This is a genomic window from Mycobacterium terramassiliense, assembly GCF_900157385.1.
In the GTDB taxonomy this organism is placed as follows: Bacteria; Actinomycetota; Actinomycetes; order Mycobacteriales; family Mycobacteriaceae; genus Mycobacterium; species Mycobacterium terramassiliense.
Genome location: NZ_LT717699.1, coordinates 68435 through 86350 on the forward strand (window position 1 = coordinate 68435; position 17916 = coordinate 86350).

The window sequence follows — 17916 nt, forward strand, 5'->3', positions numbered from 1 at the left end:
CTGAATTTGCCGCCGGATTGCGCAGCTCGCGGCGGCCGGGCGCGATTTGGTGGTTTTCTGCCAGTTCGAAGCGGTTATACCGGGACGTATGAGCCACCGCGGTTCACTTCGCGGGATCGTTCAGCATCCGCCGGCCCCGGCGGGGCCCTCGCGGTCGCCGGGCCGTCAGCGGCCGCCGCCGGCCTGGCGCGCCGACGCCGATGCGGCATCGCCCACGGTGCCGCAGCTTCCGCCGACCAAGCCCGCCCCGGCGCGGCGTGTCCCACCGCGGCCTCGGCCGGATTTGACGGTCGGCGGGACGGCGCTCGACGGCCTCGACCAGCCGGAGCTTGACGACTCGTTCAACTGGCGCGACGTGATCCGCCGGCTTACCGGGATCAACGTCGGTCCGGGCAAATCCTCGGCGCACGAACAGGCGTTGCGAGAGCGCATCCGCAGGCCCGTCGGCGGTGCGTTTCCCATCGCCGTCCTCAACCTCAAGGGCGGTGTCGGCAAGACCGTGGTGGTCGAGGCGCTGGGCTCGACCTTCGCCGCGGTGCGCGACGACCGGGTCATCGCCGTGGACATCGACGCCGGCGACTTGGCGGAGCGCCACGGTCGCCGGAACCCGCTGAGCATGGCCGACCTGCTCCGACACGACGCCGCCACGCAGTATTCGGACGTGCGGGCCCACACCTACAAGAACAGCTTCGGGCTCGAGGTACTCGGCCTGCCGGACTATGCGCACACCGACTGGCGGCTGGAGCGCCACGACGTCGTCAGGGCATTTTCTCTTCTGCGCAAGCACTATTCGGTGCTGTTGGTGGACTGTGTCAAGGCGGTCAACTCGGCCGTGATGGACGCCGTGTTGCCGGAGGCGGGGGCCCTCGTGGTGGTCACCAGCACGTCCATCGACGCGATACGGAAGACCAAGACGACGCTGGACCTGTTGCGCAACAACGGCTATCAGCGATTGCTGAAGTCGACAGTGCTCGCGATCAACCACGTGGAGGCCGGAAAGGTCGGCGTGGTCGCCGCCAAGGAGCTCGACGGATTGTCCGCCCGCGTCGCGGCGAGCGTGGTGCTGCCCTTCGATCGGCACGTGCACGACGGCAAGGAGATCGGCCTGGACCGGCTGAGCAGGGACAGCAGGCGCAGCTATTTGGAGATGGCGGCCGCGATCGCCGACATGTTCCCCGACCACGGCGCGCGGCCGAACCCCCGGTTAGGGGCCCGGCAACCGCCGCACGACCGCTGAGCAGGACGCCCTCGCACCCGATTAGGATCGACGGCATGAGTGTTGCCGCCGCCGAGCTGATGGAATACGACGAGGTCATCGCGCGCTTCGACCCGGTCCTCGGCCTCGAGGTGCATGTCGAGCTGTCCACCGTGACCAAGATGTTCTGCGGCTGCGCCACCACATTCGGCGGTGAACCCAACACCCAGGTCTGCCCGGTATGCCTCGGGCTGCCGGGTTCGCTCCCGGTGCTCAACCGGGCGGCGGTGGAATCGGCGATCCGAATCGGGCTGGCGCTGAATTGCGAGATCGTGCCCTGGTGCCGCTTCGCGCGGAAGAACTACTTCTATCCGGACATGCCGAAGAACTACCAGATTTCACAGTACGACGAGCCCATCGCCATCAACGGCTACCTGGATGCGCCGCTGGAAGACGGCAGCACCTGGCGGGTGGAGATCGAGCGGGCGCACATGGAAGAGGACACCGGCAAGCTGACCCACCTGGGCAGCGAAACCGGCCGCATCCACGGAGCGACGACGTCGCTGATCGACTACAACCGGGCCGGCGTTCCGCTGATCGAGATCGTCACCAAGCCGATCGTGGGGGCCGGCGCGCGGGCCCCGCAGATCGCCCGGGCCTACGTCACCGCGCTGCGAGACCTGTTGCGCGCGTTGGATGTATCCGACGTCCGGATGGATCAGGGCTCGATGCGTTGCGACGCCAACGTGTCACTGATGCCGAAGGGCACCACCGAGTTCGGCACCCGCACCGAAACCAAGAACGTCAACTCGCTCAAAAGCGTCGAGGTCGCCGTGCGCTACGAAATGCAGCGCCAGGGTGCCGTTCTGTCCTCCGGCGGCCGGATCACCCAGGAAACCAGGCACTTTCACGAATCCGGGTACACCAGCCCGGGCCGCACCAAGGAGACCGCCGAGGACTACCGCTATTTTCCCGAGCCCGACCTGGAGCCCGTCGCGCCCAGCCGCGAGCTCGTCGAGCGGTTGCGGCAGACCATCCCCGAGCTTCCGTGGTTGAGCCGCAAGCGGATCCAGGACGAGTGGCGCGTCTCCGACGAGGTGATGCGCGACCTCGTCAATGCCGGCGCCGTCGATCTGGTCATCCAGACCGTCAAGCACGGCGCGTCGAGCGAGGCCGCCCGCGCCTGGTGGGGAAACTTCTTGGTGCAGAAGGCCAATGAGGCGGGCGTCGAGTTGGACGAGCTGGCCATCGCCCCGGCCCAGGTCGCCGCGGTGATCGCGCTGGTCGACGAGGGCAGGCTGTCGAACAAGTTGGCCCGCCAGGTGGTCGAGGGCGTGCTCGCCGGGGAAGGCGAACCCGAGCAGGTGATGACCGCGCGCGGCCTGGCGCTGGTGCGCGACGATTCGGTGACGCAGGCCGCCGTCGACGAGGCGCTGGCCGCCAATCCCGATGTCGCCGAGAAGATCCGTGGCGGCAAGGTGGCCGCGGCCGGCGCGATCGTCGGCGCGGTGATGAAGGCCACCCGCGGACAGGCCGACGCGGCGCGGGTGCGCGAACTCGTCCTGACCGCCTGCGGGCAGGGCTGAGCGGCGCCGCGGCCGAGCGACCCGCGCGGAAATAGTGGGGGAAAGAGTGTTGTAAAGCGCCGTGCGGACCCATGATGGTCATGTGTTCGACGACCTGATGGCGATGCTGGACGGCCCGGTGTTCGTCGTAACCACCCAGACCGAGGGTCACCCGTCGGGTTGCCTGATCAGTTTCGCCACCCAAACCAGCGTGCGGCCCCCGAGCTTCATGGTGGTGATGCCGCGCAGCAGCGCCACGTGCGACGCGGCGCGCCGATCCGAGCACCTGGCGGTGCACGTGCTGGCCCAGCACCAAGTGGCCCTGGCCGAGCTGTTCGACGGCGAAACCGACGACGAGGCCGACAAATTCGCTCACTGCTCGTGGCGCGCCGGCCCCAACGAGATGCCGATCCTCGACGAGGCGATCGCGTGGTTCGTCGGGAGGATCGCGCACTGGATCGATATCGGCGATCACGTGGCCTACATCGTGGAACCCGTCGCCGGATGGGTCCCGGATGCCTACGAGGACGTGCTGTACCTTTCCGACCTCGACGACCTCGAGCCCGGCCACGAGGCGCCGGAGCGGTTCGTACTGCACAAGCCGGCCGCCGAGCCGCGCAAATACGGCATCAGGTTCACCCTCGACGGGCCCGTCTAGGTCTTGTCGTCGTTGTTCCGGGGGAAGCCGCCGCCCTGCGGGAATAGCGGGAACACCACGTCGTCGAGCTTCTCGGCGTCCCCGGCGGTCTTGTTGACCGTGGCGCCCCAGACGTTTCCGTCCGGCGACATCCGCAACGCCCACGCGTGGGCGTGGGTGTCCTTGCGGACGACGTCGGGCTCGCCGGTGACGGCGCCCGTCGACGGCGCGAGCCGCACCGCGACCGTCAGCTTGGTGTTGATCAGGTTCACCAGCACGGTCCCGTCCATCGCCGCGCAGCCGGCCACGCCCGGCTTGTCCGGCCAGGTCCACACCGTGGAGACCTCGGAGGTTTTGGTGATGCGCTGCAGGCGATCCGCGGTGGGGGTGCGGTCGGCGACGTACAGCGAGCCGTCGACGGGATCGATGCACATGCCGCCGCCGGAGCCGACGCCGGACAGCGCGGTCGTCGGCGGCGCCTGGCCGACGGTGGTCGGCTGCTCGATGCGCAGCACCTTGCCGGCGAGGGACTTGGGGTCGGCGGCCATCGCCGGGTTGCCGGCGTCGCCGGTCATCACGACCAGCGTGGTGGGGCTGGTGAAGATCAGGGCCCCGGTGTTTCCGGTGGCGCCCTTGGGGATCCCGGTCAGGATGTCCTTCGGGATGTCGCCGTCGGCCACCCGGATCACCCGATTGTCGGTGGGCGTGCTGATGTAGGCGTACATCAGCCGGTCTTGCTGATAGGTGGGCGACAGCACGATGTCCATCAGGCCGCCGTCACCGGACGGGTCGACCGGGATGACGGTCTTCACCTTCGGCTCGGCGTTGACGGAAATGTCCTTGACGGCGCCGGTGGTGCGCTCGGCGACCAACGCGGTTTTGCTGTCGGGGCCCATGATCAGGCCGCTGGTGCTCTCCAGGCAGCCCTGCATCACCCCCGGCGCGGGGCAGGCCTTGGGGAACGGCGTCGGCGGCAGCGGCGGTGGCGGGGGAGGCGTCGAGCTCGGCTGGGGCTTGAGTTCGGGGGCCGTCGTGAAGGGCTGGGACTGGGCGTCGTTGAACCGCGCGCAGCCGCTCGCGACGAGCAGCACAGCGGAGAGCGCGGCCACCGCGCCGCGAGCCGAGCCCCGTATCCGCATGTTCGACAGGCTACGGACTGTGCGCGCACCGCCGCCACACGCCCGCCCGTGTCCGGCTGCGCCAGCGCCGCCGGTGGAGCGCCGATTTGACCCTTTCCGCCGTCGCGGACGCGCGGGACGGCCATTTTGGACCGATTCGGGCCGATTTGGCGGACTTACCCGGCGAAAGCGCCGCTCAAATCCCCGATTCAGGCCCTTTTGCCCCTTACCCTGGCACCCGTGACCAGTCAATCGAATGACGCACCTTGGCAGCGTCCGGGCGATACCCCGGAGCCGATCCCCGGGCGCCCCGCCTCGGCGCGCCTGGTCGACCCCGAGGACGACCTGACGCCGGTCGGGTACCCGGGGGATTTCGGGACCACCACGGTCATCCCCTACCAGGACCCCAACCAACACGCCGGGCCGGGCGCCGGCGGATACCACCTGCTCGACCAGCAGGAACCCCTGCCGTACGTCCAGCCGGCCGCGGTGGCGCAGGCGGCACCGATCTCGGCCACCGAGCCGGCCCAGATCGACGCGGAGCCCGACGACGAGCGGCATCGCGAGGTCGGCAGGCGCGGCACCCAGCACCTGGGTTTGCTGGTGTTGCGGGTCGGGCTGGGCGTGGTGCTCGGGGCTCACGGGTTGCAGAAACTGTTCGGCTGGTGGGGCGGCGGCGGATTGACCGGGCTGAAGAATTCCCTCTCCGACGTCGGCTACCACCACGCCGACGTCCTCGCGTACGTGAGCGCGGGCGGTGAGATCGTGGCCGCCGTGCTGCTGATATTGGGGCTGTTCACCCCGATCGCCGCGGCGGGCGCGCTGGCGTTCCTGATCAACGAACTGCTGGCCACCGTGTCGGGCGGCTCCCGGTCACACGCCTTCTCGTACTTCCTGCCGCAGGGGCACGAATACCAGATCACCCTGATCGTCCTGGCCGCCGCGGTCGTGCTGTGCGGGCCGGGCCGCTACGGCCTCGACGCGAACCGAGGCTGGTCGCACCGGCCCTTCATCGGGTCGTTCGTCGCCCTGCTGGCCGGCATCGCCGCCGGTGTCGCGGTATGGGTGCTGCTCAACGGGGTCAACCCGATCGCCTGAGCCTCATCGGTAGGGATTGGGCACCCGTCCCGAGCTGGCCTCGGTCAGCTGCGGCAGCGTCGCGAAGCTGACGGCGGGCAAGCGCAGCTCCGCGCCGCTCGCGAGGCGGGCGCGCGCCCAGGACCCGCGGGAAAAGCGCAGCCCCTCGATCTCTTCCCAGCGCACCGTCCGGCTGCCGAACAGAGTCCGGACGGTCACGCCCTGCGCGTCGGCGACCGTGCGTAGCCGGATGATCAACGCGGACAACACCACCGGGATGATCAGCAGCGGCGCGCACACCGGCCAGGCCAGCACCGGTATCAGCAGGCCGAGGGTGAAGAATCCGACGGCGAAGTGGGCCATCGGCGACACCTTGATCACCACGGGGGAATCGGTAGCCACGGGAGCATCCTTTCACCGGCGGCCCGGGCCGCACACGAGACCCGGATTTGACTCCTGAGCTGTGCGAAGGCTACCGTCGGACGCTATGGATACCGCCGGAAAGCCCGGAATGCTCGTAGTACTTAGTCAGCGCGTTGGTGGCTGACCGGCTCTTCGGCATTTGAAGCTATCCAGCACCAACGCGCAACCCTCGTTCAGCGGCCGAGCTGACGGGGGTTTTTTCTTGCGCGGCAACGAGACATAACGACGAGCGTGAACAGACGGGACAAGAGGGCGAGGACGACAGTGAGCGCACCCACCAAGCCACAATCACCTAGGCCGCCTGACGCGGCCAGCGTCGCCACCGACGCCGTGAAACCCGCCGCAAGGACACCGGCGGCCCAACCGAAACGCGTTGGGCCCGAACAACTTACCGGTGCCCAGTCGGTGATCCGGTCGCTGGAGGAACTCGACGTCGAGGTGATCTTCGGCATTCCCGGCGGCGCCGTGCTGCCGGTGTACGACCCGCTGTTCGACTCGAAGAAGCTGCGCCACGTGCTGGTTCGCCACGAGCAGGGCGCCGGGCATGCGGCCAGCGGGTACGCGCACGCCACCGGCAAGGTCGGGGTCTGCATGGCGACCTCGGGTCCCGGCGCCACCAATCTGGTGACGCCGCTGGCCGACGCCCAGATGGACTCGATCCCCGTCGTCGCCATCACCGGTCAGGTCGGGCGCGGGCTGATCGGCACCGACGCCTTCCAGGAGGCCGACATCTCGGGCATCACGATGCCGATCACCAAGCACAACTTCCTGGTGCGTTCCGGCGACGACATCCCCCGGGTGCTGGCCGAGGCGTTCCACATCGCCGCCTCGGGCCGTCCCGGAGCGGTGCTCGTCGACATCCCCAAGGACGTGCTGCAGGGCCAGTGCACGTTCAGCTGGCCGCCCCGCATGGACCTGCCCGGCTACAAGCCGAACACCAAACCGCACAACCGGCAGGTCCGCGAGGCCGCCAAGCTGATCGCGACCGCGCACAAACCGGTGCTCTACGTCGGCGGCGGGGTCATCCGCGGCGAGGCGACCGAGCAGCTGCGCGAGCTGGCCGAGCTGACCGGCATCCCGGTGGTCACCACGCTGATGGCGCGCGGCGCGTTCCCGGACAGCCACCCGCAGAACCTGGGCATGCCCGGCATGCACGGCACCGTCGCGGCGGTGGCGGCGCTGCAGCGCAGCGACCTGCTGATCGCGCTGGGCACCCGCTTCGATGACCGGGTGACCGGACAGCTCGACTCCTTCGCCCCCGAGGCGAAGGTCATCCACGCCGACATCGACCCGGCCGAAATCGGCAAGAACCGGCACGCCGACGTGCCGATCGTCGGCGACGTCAAGGCCGTCATCACCGACCTCATCGCGATGCTGCGCCACCACGACATCCCGGGAAACATCGAGATGACCGACTGGTGGGCCTACTTGCACGGCGTCCAGTCCACCTACCCGCTGAGCTACGGCCCGCAGAGCGACGGCAGCCTGAGCCCGGAATACGTGATCGAGAAGCTGGGCGAGATCGCCGGCCCCGACGCCGTATACGTCGCCGGTGTCGGCCAGCACCAGATGTGGGCCGCGCAGTTCATCTCCTACGAAAAGCCGCGCACCTGGCTCAATTCCGGCGGTCTGGGCACCATGGGCTTCGCCATCCCGGCGGCCATGGGCGCCAAGATCGCCCGCCCCGACGCCGAGGTCTGGGCGATCGACGGCGACGGCTGCTTCCAGATGACCAACCAGGAGCTGGCGACGTGCGCCATCGAGGGTGCGCCGATCAAGGTGGCGCTGATCAACAACGGCAACCTGGGCATGGTGCGCCAGTGGCAGACGCTGTTCTACCAGGAGCGGTACTCGCAGACCGACCTGGCCACGCACTCGCACCGGATCCCGGACTTCGTGAAGCTGGCCGAGGCGCTTGGCTGCGTCGGATTGCGTTGCGAGCGTGCCGAAGACGTCGTCGACGTGATCAAGGCGGCGCGGGCGATCAACGACCGCCCGGTGGTGATCGACTTCATCGTCGGCGCCGACGCGCAGGTGTGGCCGATGGTGGCGGCCGGCACCAGCAACGACGAGATCCAGGCCGCCCGCGGGATCCGCCCGCTGTTCGACGACGAAAGCGAAGGGCACGCCTGATGCACACGCACACGCTGTCGGTGTTGGTGGAGGACAAGCCCGGCGTGCTCGCGCGCGTGGCGGCGCTGTTCTCCCGGCGCGGTTTCAACATCGAGTCGCTGGCCGTCGGCGCGACCGAACAAAAGGACATGTCGCGGATGACCATCGTGGTCTCCGCCGAGGAGACCCCGCTCGAGCAGATCACCAAGCAGCTCAACAAGCTGATCAACGTGATCAAGATCATCGAGCAGGACGACGACAACTCGGTGTCCCGGGAGTTGTCGCTGATCAAGGTGCGGGCCGACGCCGGCACCCGAAGCCAGGTCATCGAGGCGGTGAATCTGTTCCGCGCCAAGGTGATTGACGTGTCACCAGAATCGCTGACCATCGAGGCCACCGGTGACCGCGGCAAGATCGAGGCGTTCCTGCGCGTGCTGGAGCCGTTCGGCATCCGCGAAATCGCTCAATCCGGAATGGTGTCGCTATCCCGCGGTCCGCGCGGTATCGGCACGGCCAAATAGCAAAACAAGGAGAAAGTTCACCGTGGCACTAGAGATGTTCTACGACGACGACGCAGACCTGACGATCGTCCAGGGCCGCAAGGTCGGCGTCATCGGATACGGCAGCCAGGGGCACGCGCACTCGCTGAGCCTGCGCGACTCGGGCGTGCAGGTGCGCGTCGGGCTCAAGGAGGGTTCGAAGTCGCGGGCCAAGGTCGAGGAGCAGGGGCTGGAGGTCGACACCCCGGCTGAGGTCGCCAAGTGGGCCGACGTGATCATGCTGCTGGCCCCCGACACCGCTCAGGCCGACATCTTCAAGAACGACATCGAGCCCAACCTGAAGGCCGGCGACGCTTTGTTTTTCGGTCACGGGCTCAACATCCACTTCGACTTGATCAAGCCGCCAGCCGACGTCACGGTCGCGATGGTCGCCCCCAAGGGGCCCGGCCACCTGGTGCGCCGCCAGTTCGTCGACGGCAAGGGCGTGCCCTGCCTGATCGCCGTCGACCAGGACCCGACCGGTCAGGGCGAGGCCCTGGCCCTGTCGTACGCCAAGGCCATCGGCGGCACCCGGGCCGGCGTCATCAAGACGACCTTCAAGGACGAGACCGAGACCGACCTGTTCGGTGAGCAGGCCGTGTTGTGCGGCGGCACAGAGGAATTGGTGAAGGCCGGCTTCGACGTGATGGTCGAGGCGGGCTACCCGCCGGAGATGGCGTACTTCGAGGTGCTGCACGAGCTCAAGCTGATCGTCGACCTGATGTACGAGGGCGGCATCGCCCGGATGAACTACTCGGTGTCCGACACCGCCGAGTTCGGTGGCTACCTGTCCGGGCCCCGCGTCATCGACGCCGGCACCCGGGACCGGATGCGGGACATCCTGCGCGAGATTCAGGACGGCACCTTCGTCAAGAAGCTCGTCGCCAACATCGAGGGCGGCAACAAGCAGCTCGAGCAGCTGCGCAAGGAGAACGCCGAGCACCCCATCGAGGTCACCGGCAAGAAGCTGCGCGACCTGATGAGCTGGGTGGACCGCCCGATCACCGAGACGGCGTAGGGGTCAGCCGCCTGCCTCGAAACATAAACCGCTGCTACGGTTTTCGGCGTGTCGTCGCAAACGTTTATGTGTCGCGGAGGCGGCCGGCCGTTTCGACGACCCGGCGCGCCAGGTGGTCCAGCGCGTCCTGGGTCGCGTCGTCGAATTCGTGGATGTTGTCGTGGGTGGACACCAGGCTCACCCCGTACGGGTTGCCGTCGACGAACTTGATCGGGTCGGTGTAACCCGGCGGCGCGATGATGCCGCCGAAATGCATGATCGTGATGTACAGCGAGAGCAGGGTGGTCTCCTGACCGCCGTGCAGCGTGTTGGACGACGTGAACGCCGCGTACACCTTGTCGGCGAGCTTGCCCTGGGCCCACAGACCGCCCAGCGAGTCCAGGAAGGTGCGCAATTGCGCGGCCGGCGAGCCGAAGCGCGTCGGCGAGCCGAAGATCACCGCGTCGGCCCACACGACGTCGTCGCCGGTGGCCGCCGGGAGATCCTTGGTCGCTTCGTAGTTCGCGGTCCAGGCCGGGTTGTGGGCGAACGATTCCGGGTCGTGGGTTTCGGCGACGTGCCGCAGGCGCACTTCGGCGCCGGCCGACTCGGCCGCCGCGGCGACGCGCTGGGCCATCGAGGTGCCATGACCGGTGGCCGAGTAATAGATGATCGCGAGTTTGGTCATGGAGCCAGCCTAGGCATGCCGGTGATGCCGAATTCGCGGCGCAACAGCGTGCGGGCGGCATAGTAACCGGACATGCCGTGCACCCCGCCGCCCGGCGGGGTGGCCGCCGAGCACAGATAGACCTTGGGAACCGGTGTGCTCCAAGGGTTCAGGCGAGGCGTCGGGCCGGCGATCGCGCGCCAGGCGGAATTTGCGCCCATCCCGATGTCGCCGCCGACGTAGTTGGCGTTGTGGTCGGCCATCGCTGCGGCGGGCACGGCCCGGGCCGCCACCACGATGTCGCGGAACCCGGGCGCGAACCGCTCGACGATTCCGGTGACGGCCTCGGTCGCGTCGACGGTGGAGCCCGCCGGCACGTGGGCATAGGTCCAGAAGGGGCGCCGGCCGGCGCTGTCGATGCGGCCGGGGTCCGCGATGTGCGGCGAGGCGGCCAGCACCATCGGCCACTGGGCGTGCTGCCCGGCGGCGATGTCGGCCTCGGCCCGCGCCATCTGCTCGCGGGTGCCGCCGAGGTGCAGGGTCGGCGCCTGACCCAGCCGCGGGTCCGACCACGGGATGTCCTCGCTGAGCACGAAGTCCACCTTGGCGACGCCGGGACCAAACGTGTAGTGGCGCAACGCTTTGGCGTAGCGATCCGGAAGGGCGTTCCCGTAGATGCGCAGCAGCGCGGTCGGCGCCGTGTCGTAGGCGACGACGCCGCCGGGTGGTTCGGTGACTTCCGTGCCGGCCGTCAGTTCGCCGCCGTGCGCGCGCAAATCGACGATCAGCGCGTCGGTGATCGCCTGGCTGCCCCCGACCGGGATCGGCCAGCCGGCGGCATGGGCCAGCGTGGCCAGCATCAACCCGGCGCCCGAGGAGGTCAACGACGGCATCCGCGAAATCACATGCGCCGCAACGCCCGTGAACAGGGCGCGGGCGTCCTGGCCGGCGAGCAATCCCCACGCGGGCGTCCCCTGCGCCAGCATGCGCAGGCCCAGCTGCAGGGCCGGCGGCACCGAAGGGGGCAGCGACCGCTTGTCGCCGAGCAGCAATCCCACCACGGCGCCCGAATTCTCCACCAATGGGCCCAGCAGCCGCCGCCAGGACGCGCCGCGCTCCAGCTCCGCGCAGGTGCGCTCCAGATCCCGGTAGGCGATGGCGGCCGGGCGGCCCGGCAGCGGGTTGGCGTAGGAGATCTCCGGGACGGCCAGCCGCACGCCCCGCGCGGGCAGGTCGAACGCCGCGAAGAACGGGGATGCCAACGCCAGCGGGTGGACCGCCGAGCACACGTCGTGTGAGATTGCTGGGAATTCGTTGTCTGCGGCGGTGCGAGCGCCGCCGCCGAACGTCGGCTGCGCCTCGACGACCTGCACTTTCAGTCCCGCGCGGGCGCAGATGACGGCCGCGCTGAGGCCGTTGGGCCCGCTGCCGACGACGGTGACGTCCACCGGTCAATTACAGCCGATAGGCTGGCCGCGTGAATCTGCCTGTTGTACTCATTGCCGACAAACTCGCCGAATCAACCGTCGCCGCCCTGGGGGACCAGGTCGAGGTGCGCTGGGTCGACGGGCCCGACCGGCCGAAGCTGCTGGCGGCCGTGCCCGAGGCCGACGCGCTGCTGGTGCGATCGGCCACCACCGTCGACGCCGAGGTGCTGGCGGCCGCTCCCAAGCTGAAGATCGTGGCCCGCGCCGGGGTCGGCCTGGACAACGTCGACGTCGACGCCGCCACGGCGCGCGGGGTGCTGGTGGTCAACGCCCCCACGTCGAACATCCACAGCGCCGCCGAACACGCGATGGCGCTGCTCCTGTCCGCCGCGCGTGAGATCCCGGCGGCCGATGCCACGCTGCGCGAGCACACCTGGAAGCGGTCGAAGTTCTCCGGCACCGAAATTTTCGGCAAGACGGTCGGTGTCGTCGGGCTGGGCCGGATCGGGCAGTTGTTCGCGCAACGGATCGCGGCCTTCGGCACCCACGTGGTCGCCTACGACCCCTACGTGGCGCCGGCCCGGGCCGCGCAGCTCGGCATCGAGCTGCTGTCCCTGGACGACCTGCTGGGCCGCGCCGATTTCATCTCGGTGCATCTGCCGAAGACGCCGGAGACCGCCGGCCTGATCGACAAGGAGGCGCTGGCGAAGACCAAGCCGGGCGTCATCATCGTCAACGCGGCGCGCGGCGGCCTGGTGGACGAGGCGGCGCTGGCCGAAGCCGTGAACAGCGGGCATGTGCGCGCCGCCGGCCTCGACGTGTTCTCCAGCGAACCCTGCACCGACAGCCCGCTTTTCGAGCTGCCGCAGGTGGTGGTCACGCCGCACCTGGGGGCGTCGACCGCCGAAGCCCAGGACCGGGCCGGCACCGACGTCGCCGAGAGCGTGCGGCTGGCCCTGGCCGGTGAATTCGTTCCCGACGCGGTCAACGTCGGGGGCGGCGTGGTCAACGAGGAGGTGGCGCCCTGGCTGGACCTGGCGCGCAAGCTCGGCGTGCTGGTCGCCACGCTGTCCGACGGGCCGCCGGTGTCGTTGTCGGTGCAGGTGCGCGGCGAGCTCGCCGCCGAAGACGTTGAGGTGCTGAAGCTTTCGGCCCTGCGCGGGCTGTTCTCGGCCGTCGTCGAGGGCCCGGTGACGTTCGTCAACGCGCCGGCGCTGGCCGCCGAGCGCGGCGTTTCGGCCGAGATCTCGACGGCCTCGGAAAGCCCCAACTACCGCAGCGTGGTCGACGTGCGGGGCGTGGCCCACGACGGGACGACCGTCAACGTCGCCGGCACGCTGGCCGGGCCGCAGCAAGTGCAGAAGATCGTGCAGATCAACGGGCGCCACTTCGACCTGCGCGCCGAAGGCACCAACCTGATCGTCCACTACGTCGACCAGCCGGGGGCGTTGGGCAAGATCGGCACCCTGCTCGGTGGCGCCGGGGTGAACATCCACGCGGCCCAACTGTCCGAGGACGCCGAGGGCCCGTTCGCCACCATCCTGCTGCGAGTCGACCAGGACGTGCCGGAGGATGTGCGGTCGGCGATCGCGGCCGCGGTGAGCGCCAAGAAGCTCGAAGTGGTTGACCTGTCGTGAGACTCGCGGTGATCGGCGGCGACGGCATCGGGCCGGAGGTGGTGGCCGAGGCCGTCAAAGTCCTCGACGCGGTGGTGCCGGGGGTGGAAAAGACCGGCTACGACCTCGGCGCCCGCCGCTTCCATGCCACGGGCGAGTTGCTGCCGGACTCGGTGCTCGCCGAGTTGCGCGGGCACGACGCCATCCTGCTCGGAGCCGTCGGCGATCCCTCGGTGCCCAGCGGCGTGCTGGAGCGAGGGTTGTTGCTGCGCCTGCGTTTTGAGCTGGATCACCACGTGAACCTGCGGCCGGGTCGGCTGTATCCCGGGGTGAGCAGCCCGCTCGCGGGAAACCCCGAGATCGACTTCGTCGTGGTTCGCGAGGGCACCGAGGGGCCCTACACGGGCAACGGCGGCGCGATTCGCGCCGGGACGCCGCACGAAGTGGCCACCGAGGTCAGCCTGAACACCGCGTACGGCGTGCGGCGGGTGGTGCAGTACGCGTTCGAACGCGCCATGTTGCGCCGCAAGCACCTGACGCTGGTGCACAAGAACAACGTGCTGACGTTCGCGGGGAAGCTGTGGTCGCGGATCGTCGCCGAGGTCGGCGAGGAGTATCCCGACGTCGAGGTGGCCTACCAACACGTCGACGCGGCCACCATCTTCATGGTCACCGACCCCGGCCGCTTCGACGTGATCGTCACCGACAACCTGTTCGGCGACATCATCACCGACCTGTCCGCGGCGGTGTGCGGCGGAATTGGCTTGGCCGCCAGTGGAAACATCGACGCCACCCGGACCAACCCGTCGATGTTCGAGCCGGTGCACGGCAGCGCACCCGACATCGCCGGTCAGGGCATCGCGGATCCGACCGCGGCCATCATGTCGGTGGCGCTGCTGCTCGACCACCTCGGCGAGGACGAGGCCGCTGCCCGGGTGGACCGTGCCGTCGAGCATCATCTGGCAACTCGTGGGAACGAACGGCGCGCCACCGGCGAAGTCGGCGAACTGATCGCAGCCGCGCTCTAGATTCCAACCCGGGCGGCAACAACCGGATCGGCACCAACGGCACGGCCGCCAGGGGGAACAGCCCGCACAGCGCCCAGGCCGGCGGATACTTCGCCGCGCTGATCAGCACACCGAACAGCGGGGGACCGACGGCCGCCACCACCCGCTGGGTGGTGTTCTGGATGCCCAGCGCGCGCCCGCTCCAGAACGGCCCGGCGAATTCGGTGATGGCGGTCGCCTCCAGCCCGTTGTCCAGCACCGCGATCACCGAGATCGCGACCATCAGCGCGATGTCGAATCGCGAATCCACCAGGTCCGAAAGCGCCAGGAGGAAAAGGGTCAACGCGGCGGCCGCGGCGATGACGGCGACGGGTTGCATGCGTGAGCCGATGCGATCCGACCAGCGGCCGACCGCGATGCGCCCCGCCGCGCCGAGCAGCTGCGACAGGGTGACCAGACCGCCGGCCGCGGCGACCGACCAGTGGTGGTGGTTGACCAGCCACACCAGCATGAAGGTGACCGTCACCGTCTGCGGCATCATGAGCAGGCCCGCGACCGCGTGAATGCGCCACAGCACCGAGGATCCGCGATACGGGCTGGCCAGTTCGGATTCCGTGGCCGCCTCCCGGGATTTGCGCGGCGGGTTGACGACGCCGACCGCGGCGGCCACCGCCGCCGCGCTGCACACGAACGCCGGAAACATCAGCCCCGCGTGCGGGCCGCGCTCGGCCAGCTCGGGCATCACCAGCGCGCCCACGGCGATGCCCAGCGGTTGTGCGGTCTGGCGGATGCCCATCGCCAGGCCGCGCTGCTGCGGCGGGAACCACCCCGACACCAGTCGCCCCCCGGCGGCGTTGCAGCTTGCGGCGGCCATGCCACCCAGAAACAGGTAGATGGCGACCCACACCATCGAATGCACCGACGCCGCGCCGTAGGCCGCGGCCGCGGTCAGCGCGGAACCCGCGGTCAGCACGATCCGTTCGCCCACGCGGTCTAGGACGTAGCCCCACAGCACCAGGGTGACGACCATGCCCCAGCTGGGCATCGACGACAACAGACTCGCTTCGGTCAGCGCAATCCCGCGCCGGTCCTCGAGCGAGGGGATCAGGAAGGCGATGCCGTTGATGAAGAGGAAGGAACTGGCCGTCACGAACAGCGAGACGACCATCACCGTCCAGCGCGCTCCCGCGCTGAGCGTGGCGTCGCCCTTCGGCATCAATCCATGCTTGCACAGGGCCGACACCGGCCGCGGTAACTCTGAAAACGACTACTAGGCTGCAACGAATGCGCCTTGGTCGAATCGCCAGCCCGGACGGTGTCGCGTTCGTCAGCATCGAGGGCGAGCTGGAGGATCCCGCCGGGATGATCGTGCGGGAGATCGCCGAGCACCCGTTCGGCACGCCGAACTTCACCGGCCGCTCCTGGCCGCTGGCCGACGTGCGGTTGCTGGCCCCGATACTGGCCGGCAAGGTGGTCTGCGTCGGCAAGAATTACGCCGATCACATCGCCGAGATGAGCAGCTTCGCGACCGGCCCGGCGGCGGCGGATCCGATCATCTTCCTCAAACCGAACACCGCCATCATCGGCCCGAACGTACCGATCCGGTTGCCCGCCAACGCCTCACCGGTGCACTTCGAGGGCGAGCTGGCCGCGGTGATCGGCCGGCCGTGCAAGGACGTGCCCGCCGCTCAGGCCGCCGACAACATCCTCGGCTACACCATCGGCAACGACGTCTCGGCGCGCGACCAACAACAGGCCGACGGCCAATGGACTCGCGCCAAGGGCCATGACACCTTCTGCCCGGTCGGGCCGTGGATCGTCACCGACGTCGATCCGGCGGACCTCGAACTGCGCACCGAGGTCAACGGCGAGGTGAAGCAACACAGCCGCACCTCGCTGATGATTCACGACGTCGGCGCCATCGTGGAGTGGATCTCGGCGGTGATGACCCTGCTGCCGGGCGATCTCATCCTGACCGGAACACCCGCGGGCGTCGGTCCCATCGAGGACGGCGACACGGTCTCGATCACGATCGAGGGCATCGGCAGCCTCGTCAACCCCGTTGTCCGCAAAGGAAAGTCGTGACCGTACGAGTCCGATTCTGCCCGTCGCCGACCGGCACCCCGCACGTCGGGATGGTCCGCACCGCGCTGTTCAACTGGGCCTACGCCCGACACACCGGCGGTACCTTCGTCTTTCGCATCGAGGACACCGACTCCCAGCGCGACACCGAGGAAAGCTACCTGGCGCTGCTCGACGCGCTGCGCTGGCTCGGCCTCGACTGGGACGAGGGCCCCGAGGTCGGCGGCCCCTACGGCCCGTACCGCCAGTCGCTGCGCGTCGAGATCTATCGCGACGTGGTGGCCAGGCTGCTCGAGGCCGGGGAGGCCTACTACGCCTTCTCCACCCCGGAGGAGGTCGAGGCCCGCCACATCGCGGCCGGCCGTAATCCCAAGCTGGGCTACGACAACTTCGATCGGCAGCTCACCGATTCGCAGCGCGCGGCCTTTCTCGCCGAGGGCCGGCAGCCGGTGGTGCGCCTGCGGATGCCCGACGAAGACCTCGGCTGGGACGACATGGTGCGCGGAACCACAACGTTCGCGGCGGGCACCATCCCCGATTTCGCGCTGACCCGCGCCAACGGAGAACCGTTGTACACCTTGGTCAACCCGGTCGACGACGCGCTGATGAAGATCACCCACGTGTTGCGCGGCGAGGACCTGCTGCCGTCGACCCCGCGCCAGCTCGCCCTCTATCAGGCGATGATCCGGATCGGGGTCGCCGAACGCACCCCACAATTCGCGCATCTGCCAACGGTGTTGGGGGAGGGCACCAAGAAGCTCTCCAAGCGCGACCCGCAGTCCAACCTGTTCGCCCACCGCGACCGGGGCTTCATCCCGGAGGGGTTGCTGAATTACCTTGCGCTGCTGGGCTGGGCGATCGCCGACGACCACGACGTGTTCACCCTCGACGAAATGGTGGGGGCTTTCGACGTCGTCGACGTCAATTCGAACCCGGCCCGGTTTGACCAGAAGAAGGCCGACGCGCTGAACGCCGAGCACATCCGGATGCTGGACGCCGGCGACTTCGCCGCCAGGCTGCGCGAGTTCCTGAACGCCCACGGCCATCAGACCGGGCTGGATGATGCCGGATTCGCCACCGCCGCCGAGCTGGTGCAGACGCGCATCGTGGTCCTCGCCGACGCGTGGGACCTGCTGAAGTTTTTCAACGACGACGAATACGCGATCGACCCCAAGGCCGCCGCCAAGGAGCTCGGCCCGGACGGCATCGCGGTGTTGGACGCGGCGCTGACCGCGCTGGACGGCGTGGCGGGCTGGACCACGGCCGACATCGAGCACGCGCTGAAGACCGCGCTCGTCGAAAACCTCGGACTCAAACCGCGCAAGGCGTTTGGTCCGATTCGGGTCGCCGTGACGGGAACGACGATCAGCCCACCGTTGTTCGAATCACTGGAACTGCTGGGCCGCGACCGGAGCATGGCGCGGTTGCGGGCCGCGCGCGACGGCGCGGTCTAG

15 protein-coding genes and 1 pseudogene are annotated in these 17916 nt (G+C 69.0%); 11 read left to right on the top strand and 5 right to left on the bottom strand.

Annotated elements, in window-relative coordinates; all coding sequences use genetic code 11:
- The first annotated feature begins 88 nt into the window (after positions 1-88).
- The 3 genes from MTAB308_RS04415 to MTAB308_RS04425 all read left to right on the top strand — a co-directional run bounded on the left by MTAB308_RS04415 (position 89) and on the right by MTAB308_RS04425 (position 3418).
- The gene (locus MTAB308_RS04415; protein ID WP_108637199.1) at positions 89-1237 is read left to right on the top strand and encodes a MinD/ParA family ATP-binding protein; all 1149 of its coding nucleotides are present in this window, start codon (positions 89-91) and stop codon (positions 1235-1237) included.
- A 35-nt stretch (positions 1238-1272) separates the two neighbouring features.
- Positions 1273-2781, top strand: coding sequence for an Asp-tRNA(Asn)/Glu-tRNA(Gln) amidotransferase subunit GatB (gatB, locus tag MTAB308_RS04420; protein ID WP_077098289.1), 1509 nt, complete (start codon positions 1273-1275; stop codon positions 2779-2781).
- Positions 2782-2878: 97 nt separating this feature from the next.
- Positions 2879-3418 carry a flavin reductase family protein gene (locus tag MTAB308_RS04425; protein WP_077098910.1) on the top strand — a complete coding sequence of 180 codons (540 nt, stop codon included), beginning with the start codon at positions 2879-2881 and terminating at the stop codon, positions 3416-3418.
- Here MTAB308_RS04425 and MTAB308_RS04430 read toward each other — a convergent pair.
- Complete coding sequence (locus MTAB308_RS04430; RefSeq protein ID WP_077098287.1) at positions 3415-4536, bottom strand: PQQ-dependent sugar dehydrogenase; 1122 nt, start codon at positions 4534-4536, stop codon at positions 3415-3417. The genes MTAB308_RS04425 and MTAB308_RS04430 overlap by 4 nt on opposite strands.
- A gap of 219 nt (positions 4537-4755) precedes the next feature.
- Between MTAB308_RS04430 and MTAB308_RS04435 the strand changes: the two genes are divergently transcribed.
- Positions 4756-5613, top strand: coding sequence for a DoxX family protein (locus MTAB308_RS04435; RefSeq protein WP_077098285.1), 858 nt, complete (start codon positions 4756-4758; stop codon positions 5611-5613).
- Positions 5614-5616: 3 nt separating this feature from the next.
- Here the strand turns inward: MTAB308_RS04435 and MTAB308_RS04440 are convergent, their stop codons facing one another.
- Positions 5617-5955, bottom strand: coding sequence for a PH domain-containing protein (locus MTAB308_RS04440; RefSeq protein WP_077098909.1), 339 nt, complete (start codon positions 5953-5955; stop codon positions 5617-5619).
- Positions 5956-6279: 324 nt separating this feature from the next.
- Between MTAB308_RS04440 and MTAB308_RS04445 the strand changes: the two genes are divergently transcribed.
- Genes MTAB308_RS04445 through ilvC form a run of 3 tightly spaced genes read left to right on the top strand, consistent with a single transcriptional unit; the run spans position 6280 to position 9684 of the window.
- A complete protein-coding gene (locus MTAB308_RS04445) occupies positions 6280-8148 on the top strand; it encodes an acetolactate synthase large subunit (RefSeq protein ID WP_077098283.1) in 1869 nt (622 codons plus the stop codon).
- The gene (ilvN, locus tag MTAB308_RS04450) at positions 8148-8648 is read left to right on the top strand and encodes an acetolactate synthase small subunit (protein WP_067009364.1); all 501 of its coding nucleotides are present in this window, start codon (positions 8148-8150) and stop codon (positions 8646-8648) included. Before MTAB308_RS04445 ends, ilvN begins: the two co-directional genes overlap by 1 nt.
- 34 nt (positions 8649-8682) lie before the next feature.
- Positions 8683-9684: a ketol-acid reductoisomerase gene (gene ilvC / locus MTAB308_RS04455; protein ID WP_077098281.1), complete on the top strand. Its 1002-nt coding sequence runs from the start codon at positions 8683-8685 to the stop codon at positions 9682-9684.
- 64 nt (positions 9685-9748) lie between these two features.
- Here ilvC and wrbA read toward each other — a convergent pair whose 3' ends face one another.
- Both wrbA and MTAB308_RS04465 read right to left on the bottom strand, forming a co-directional pair.
- Positions 9749-10351, bottom strand: coding sequence for an NAD(P)H:quinone oxidoreductase (gene wrbA / locus MTAB308_RS04460; protein WP_077098279.1), 603 nt, complete (start codon positions 10349-10351; stop codon positions 9749-9751).
- Positions 10348-11778 (bottom strand): phytoene desaturase family protein, encoded by a 1431-nt coding sequence (locus tag MTAB308_RS04465; protein ID WP_077098277.1) that lies wholly within the window; start codon positions 11776-11778, stop codon positions 10348-10350. Before MTAB308_RS04465 ends, wrbA begins: the two co-directional genes overlap by 4 nt.
- A 29-nt stretch (positions 11779-11807) precedes the next feature.
- On the opposite strand from MTAB308_RS04465, the gene serA reads away from it, so the two are divergent.
- Both serA and MTAB308_RS04475 read left to right on the top strand, forming a co-directional pair.
- Entirely contained in the window at positions 11808-13394 is a 1587-nt protein-coding gene (serA, locus tag MTAB308_RS04470) for a phosphoglycerate dehydrogenase (protein WP_077098275.1), read from the top strand.
- On the top strand, positions 13391-14401 hold the full coding sequence (locus tag MTAB308_RS04475; protein ID WP_077098273.1) for a 3-isopropylmalate dehydrogenase: 1011 nt from the start codon (positions 13391-13393) through the stop codon (positions 14399-14401). Before serA ends, MTAB308_RS04475 begins: the two co-directional genes overlap by 4 nt.
- A 133-nt stretch (positions 14402-14534) precedes the next feature.
- On the opposite strand, the pseudogene MTAB308_RS04480 reads toward MTAB308_RS04475, so the two are convergent.
- Positions 14535-15596, bottom strand: a pseudogene (locus MTAB308_RS04480) (MFS transporter); the annotation flags it as partial.
- 68 nt (positions 15597-15664) lie between these two features.
- Between MTAB308_RS04480 and MTAB308_RS04485 the strand changes: the two are divergent.
- Both MTAB308_RS04485 and gltX read left to right on the top strand, forming a co-directional pair.
- Positions 15665-16465 carry a fumarylacetoacetate hydrolase family protein gene (locus tag MTAB308_RS04485; protein WP_077098271.1) on the top strand — a complete coding sequence of 267 codons (801 nt, stop codon included), beginning with the start codon at positions 15665-15667 and terminating at the stop codon, positions 16463-16465.
- Entirely contained in the window at positions 16462-17916 is a 1455-nt protein-coding gene (gltX, locus tag MTAB308_RS04490) for a glutamate--tRNA ligase (RefSeq protein ID WP_077098269.1), read from the top strand. Before MTAB308_RS04485 ends, gltX begins: the two co-directional genes overlap by 4 nt.

Excerpts from the sequence above, each read along its gene's own strand:
- ilvN (WP_067009364.1), top strand. The coding sequence starts at position 8,148 with ATGCACACGCACACGCTGTCGGTGTTGGTGGAGGACAAGCCCGGCGTG.
- MTAB308_RS04430 (WP_077098287.1), bottom strand. The coding sequence starts at position 4,536 with ATGCGGATACGGGGCTCGGCTCGCGGCGCGGTGGCCGCGCTCTCCGCT.
- MTAB308_RS04440 (WP_077098909.1), bottom strand. The coding sequence starts at position 5,955 with ATGGCCCACTTCGCCGTCGGATTCTTCACCCTCGGCCTGCTGATACCG.
- wrbA (WP_077098279.1), bottom strand. The coding sequence starts at position 10,351 with ATGACCAAACTCGCGATCATCTATTACTCGGCCACCGGTCATGGCACC.
- MTAB308_RS04415 (WP_108637199.1), top strand. The coding sequence starts at position 89 with ATGAGCCACCGCGGTTCACTTCGCGGGATCGTTCAGCATCCGCCGGCC.
- gatB (WP_077098289.1), top strand. The coding sequence starts at position 1,273 with ATGAGTGTTGCCGCCGCCGAGCTGATGGAATACGACGAGGTCATCGCG.
- ilvC (WP_077098281.1), top strand. The coding sequence starts at position 8,683 with ATGTTCTACGACGACGACGCAGACCTGACGATCGTCCAGGGCCGCAAG.
- MTAB308_RS04425 (WP_077098910.1), top strand. The coding sequence starts at position 2,879 with ATGGCGATGCTGGACGGCCCGGTGTTCGTCGTAACCACCCAGACCGAG.
- MTAB308_RS04485 (WP_077098271.1), top strand. The coding sequence starts at position 15,665 with ATGCGCCTTGGTCGAATCGCCAGCCCGGACGGTGTCGCGTTCGTCAGC.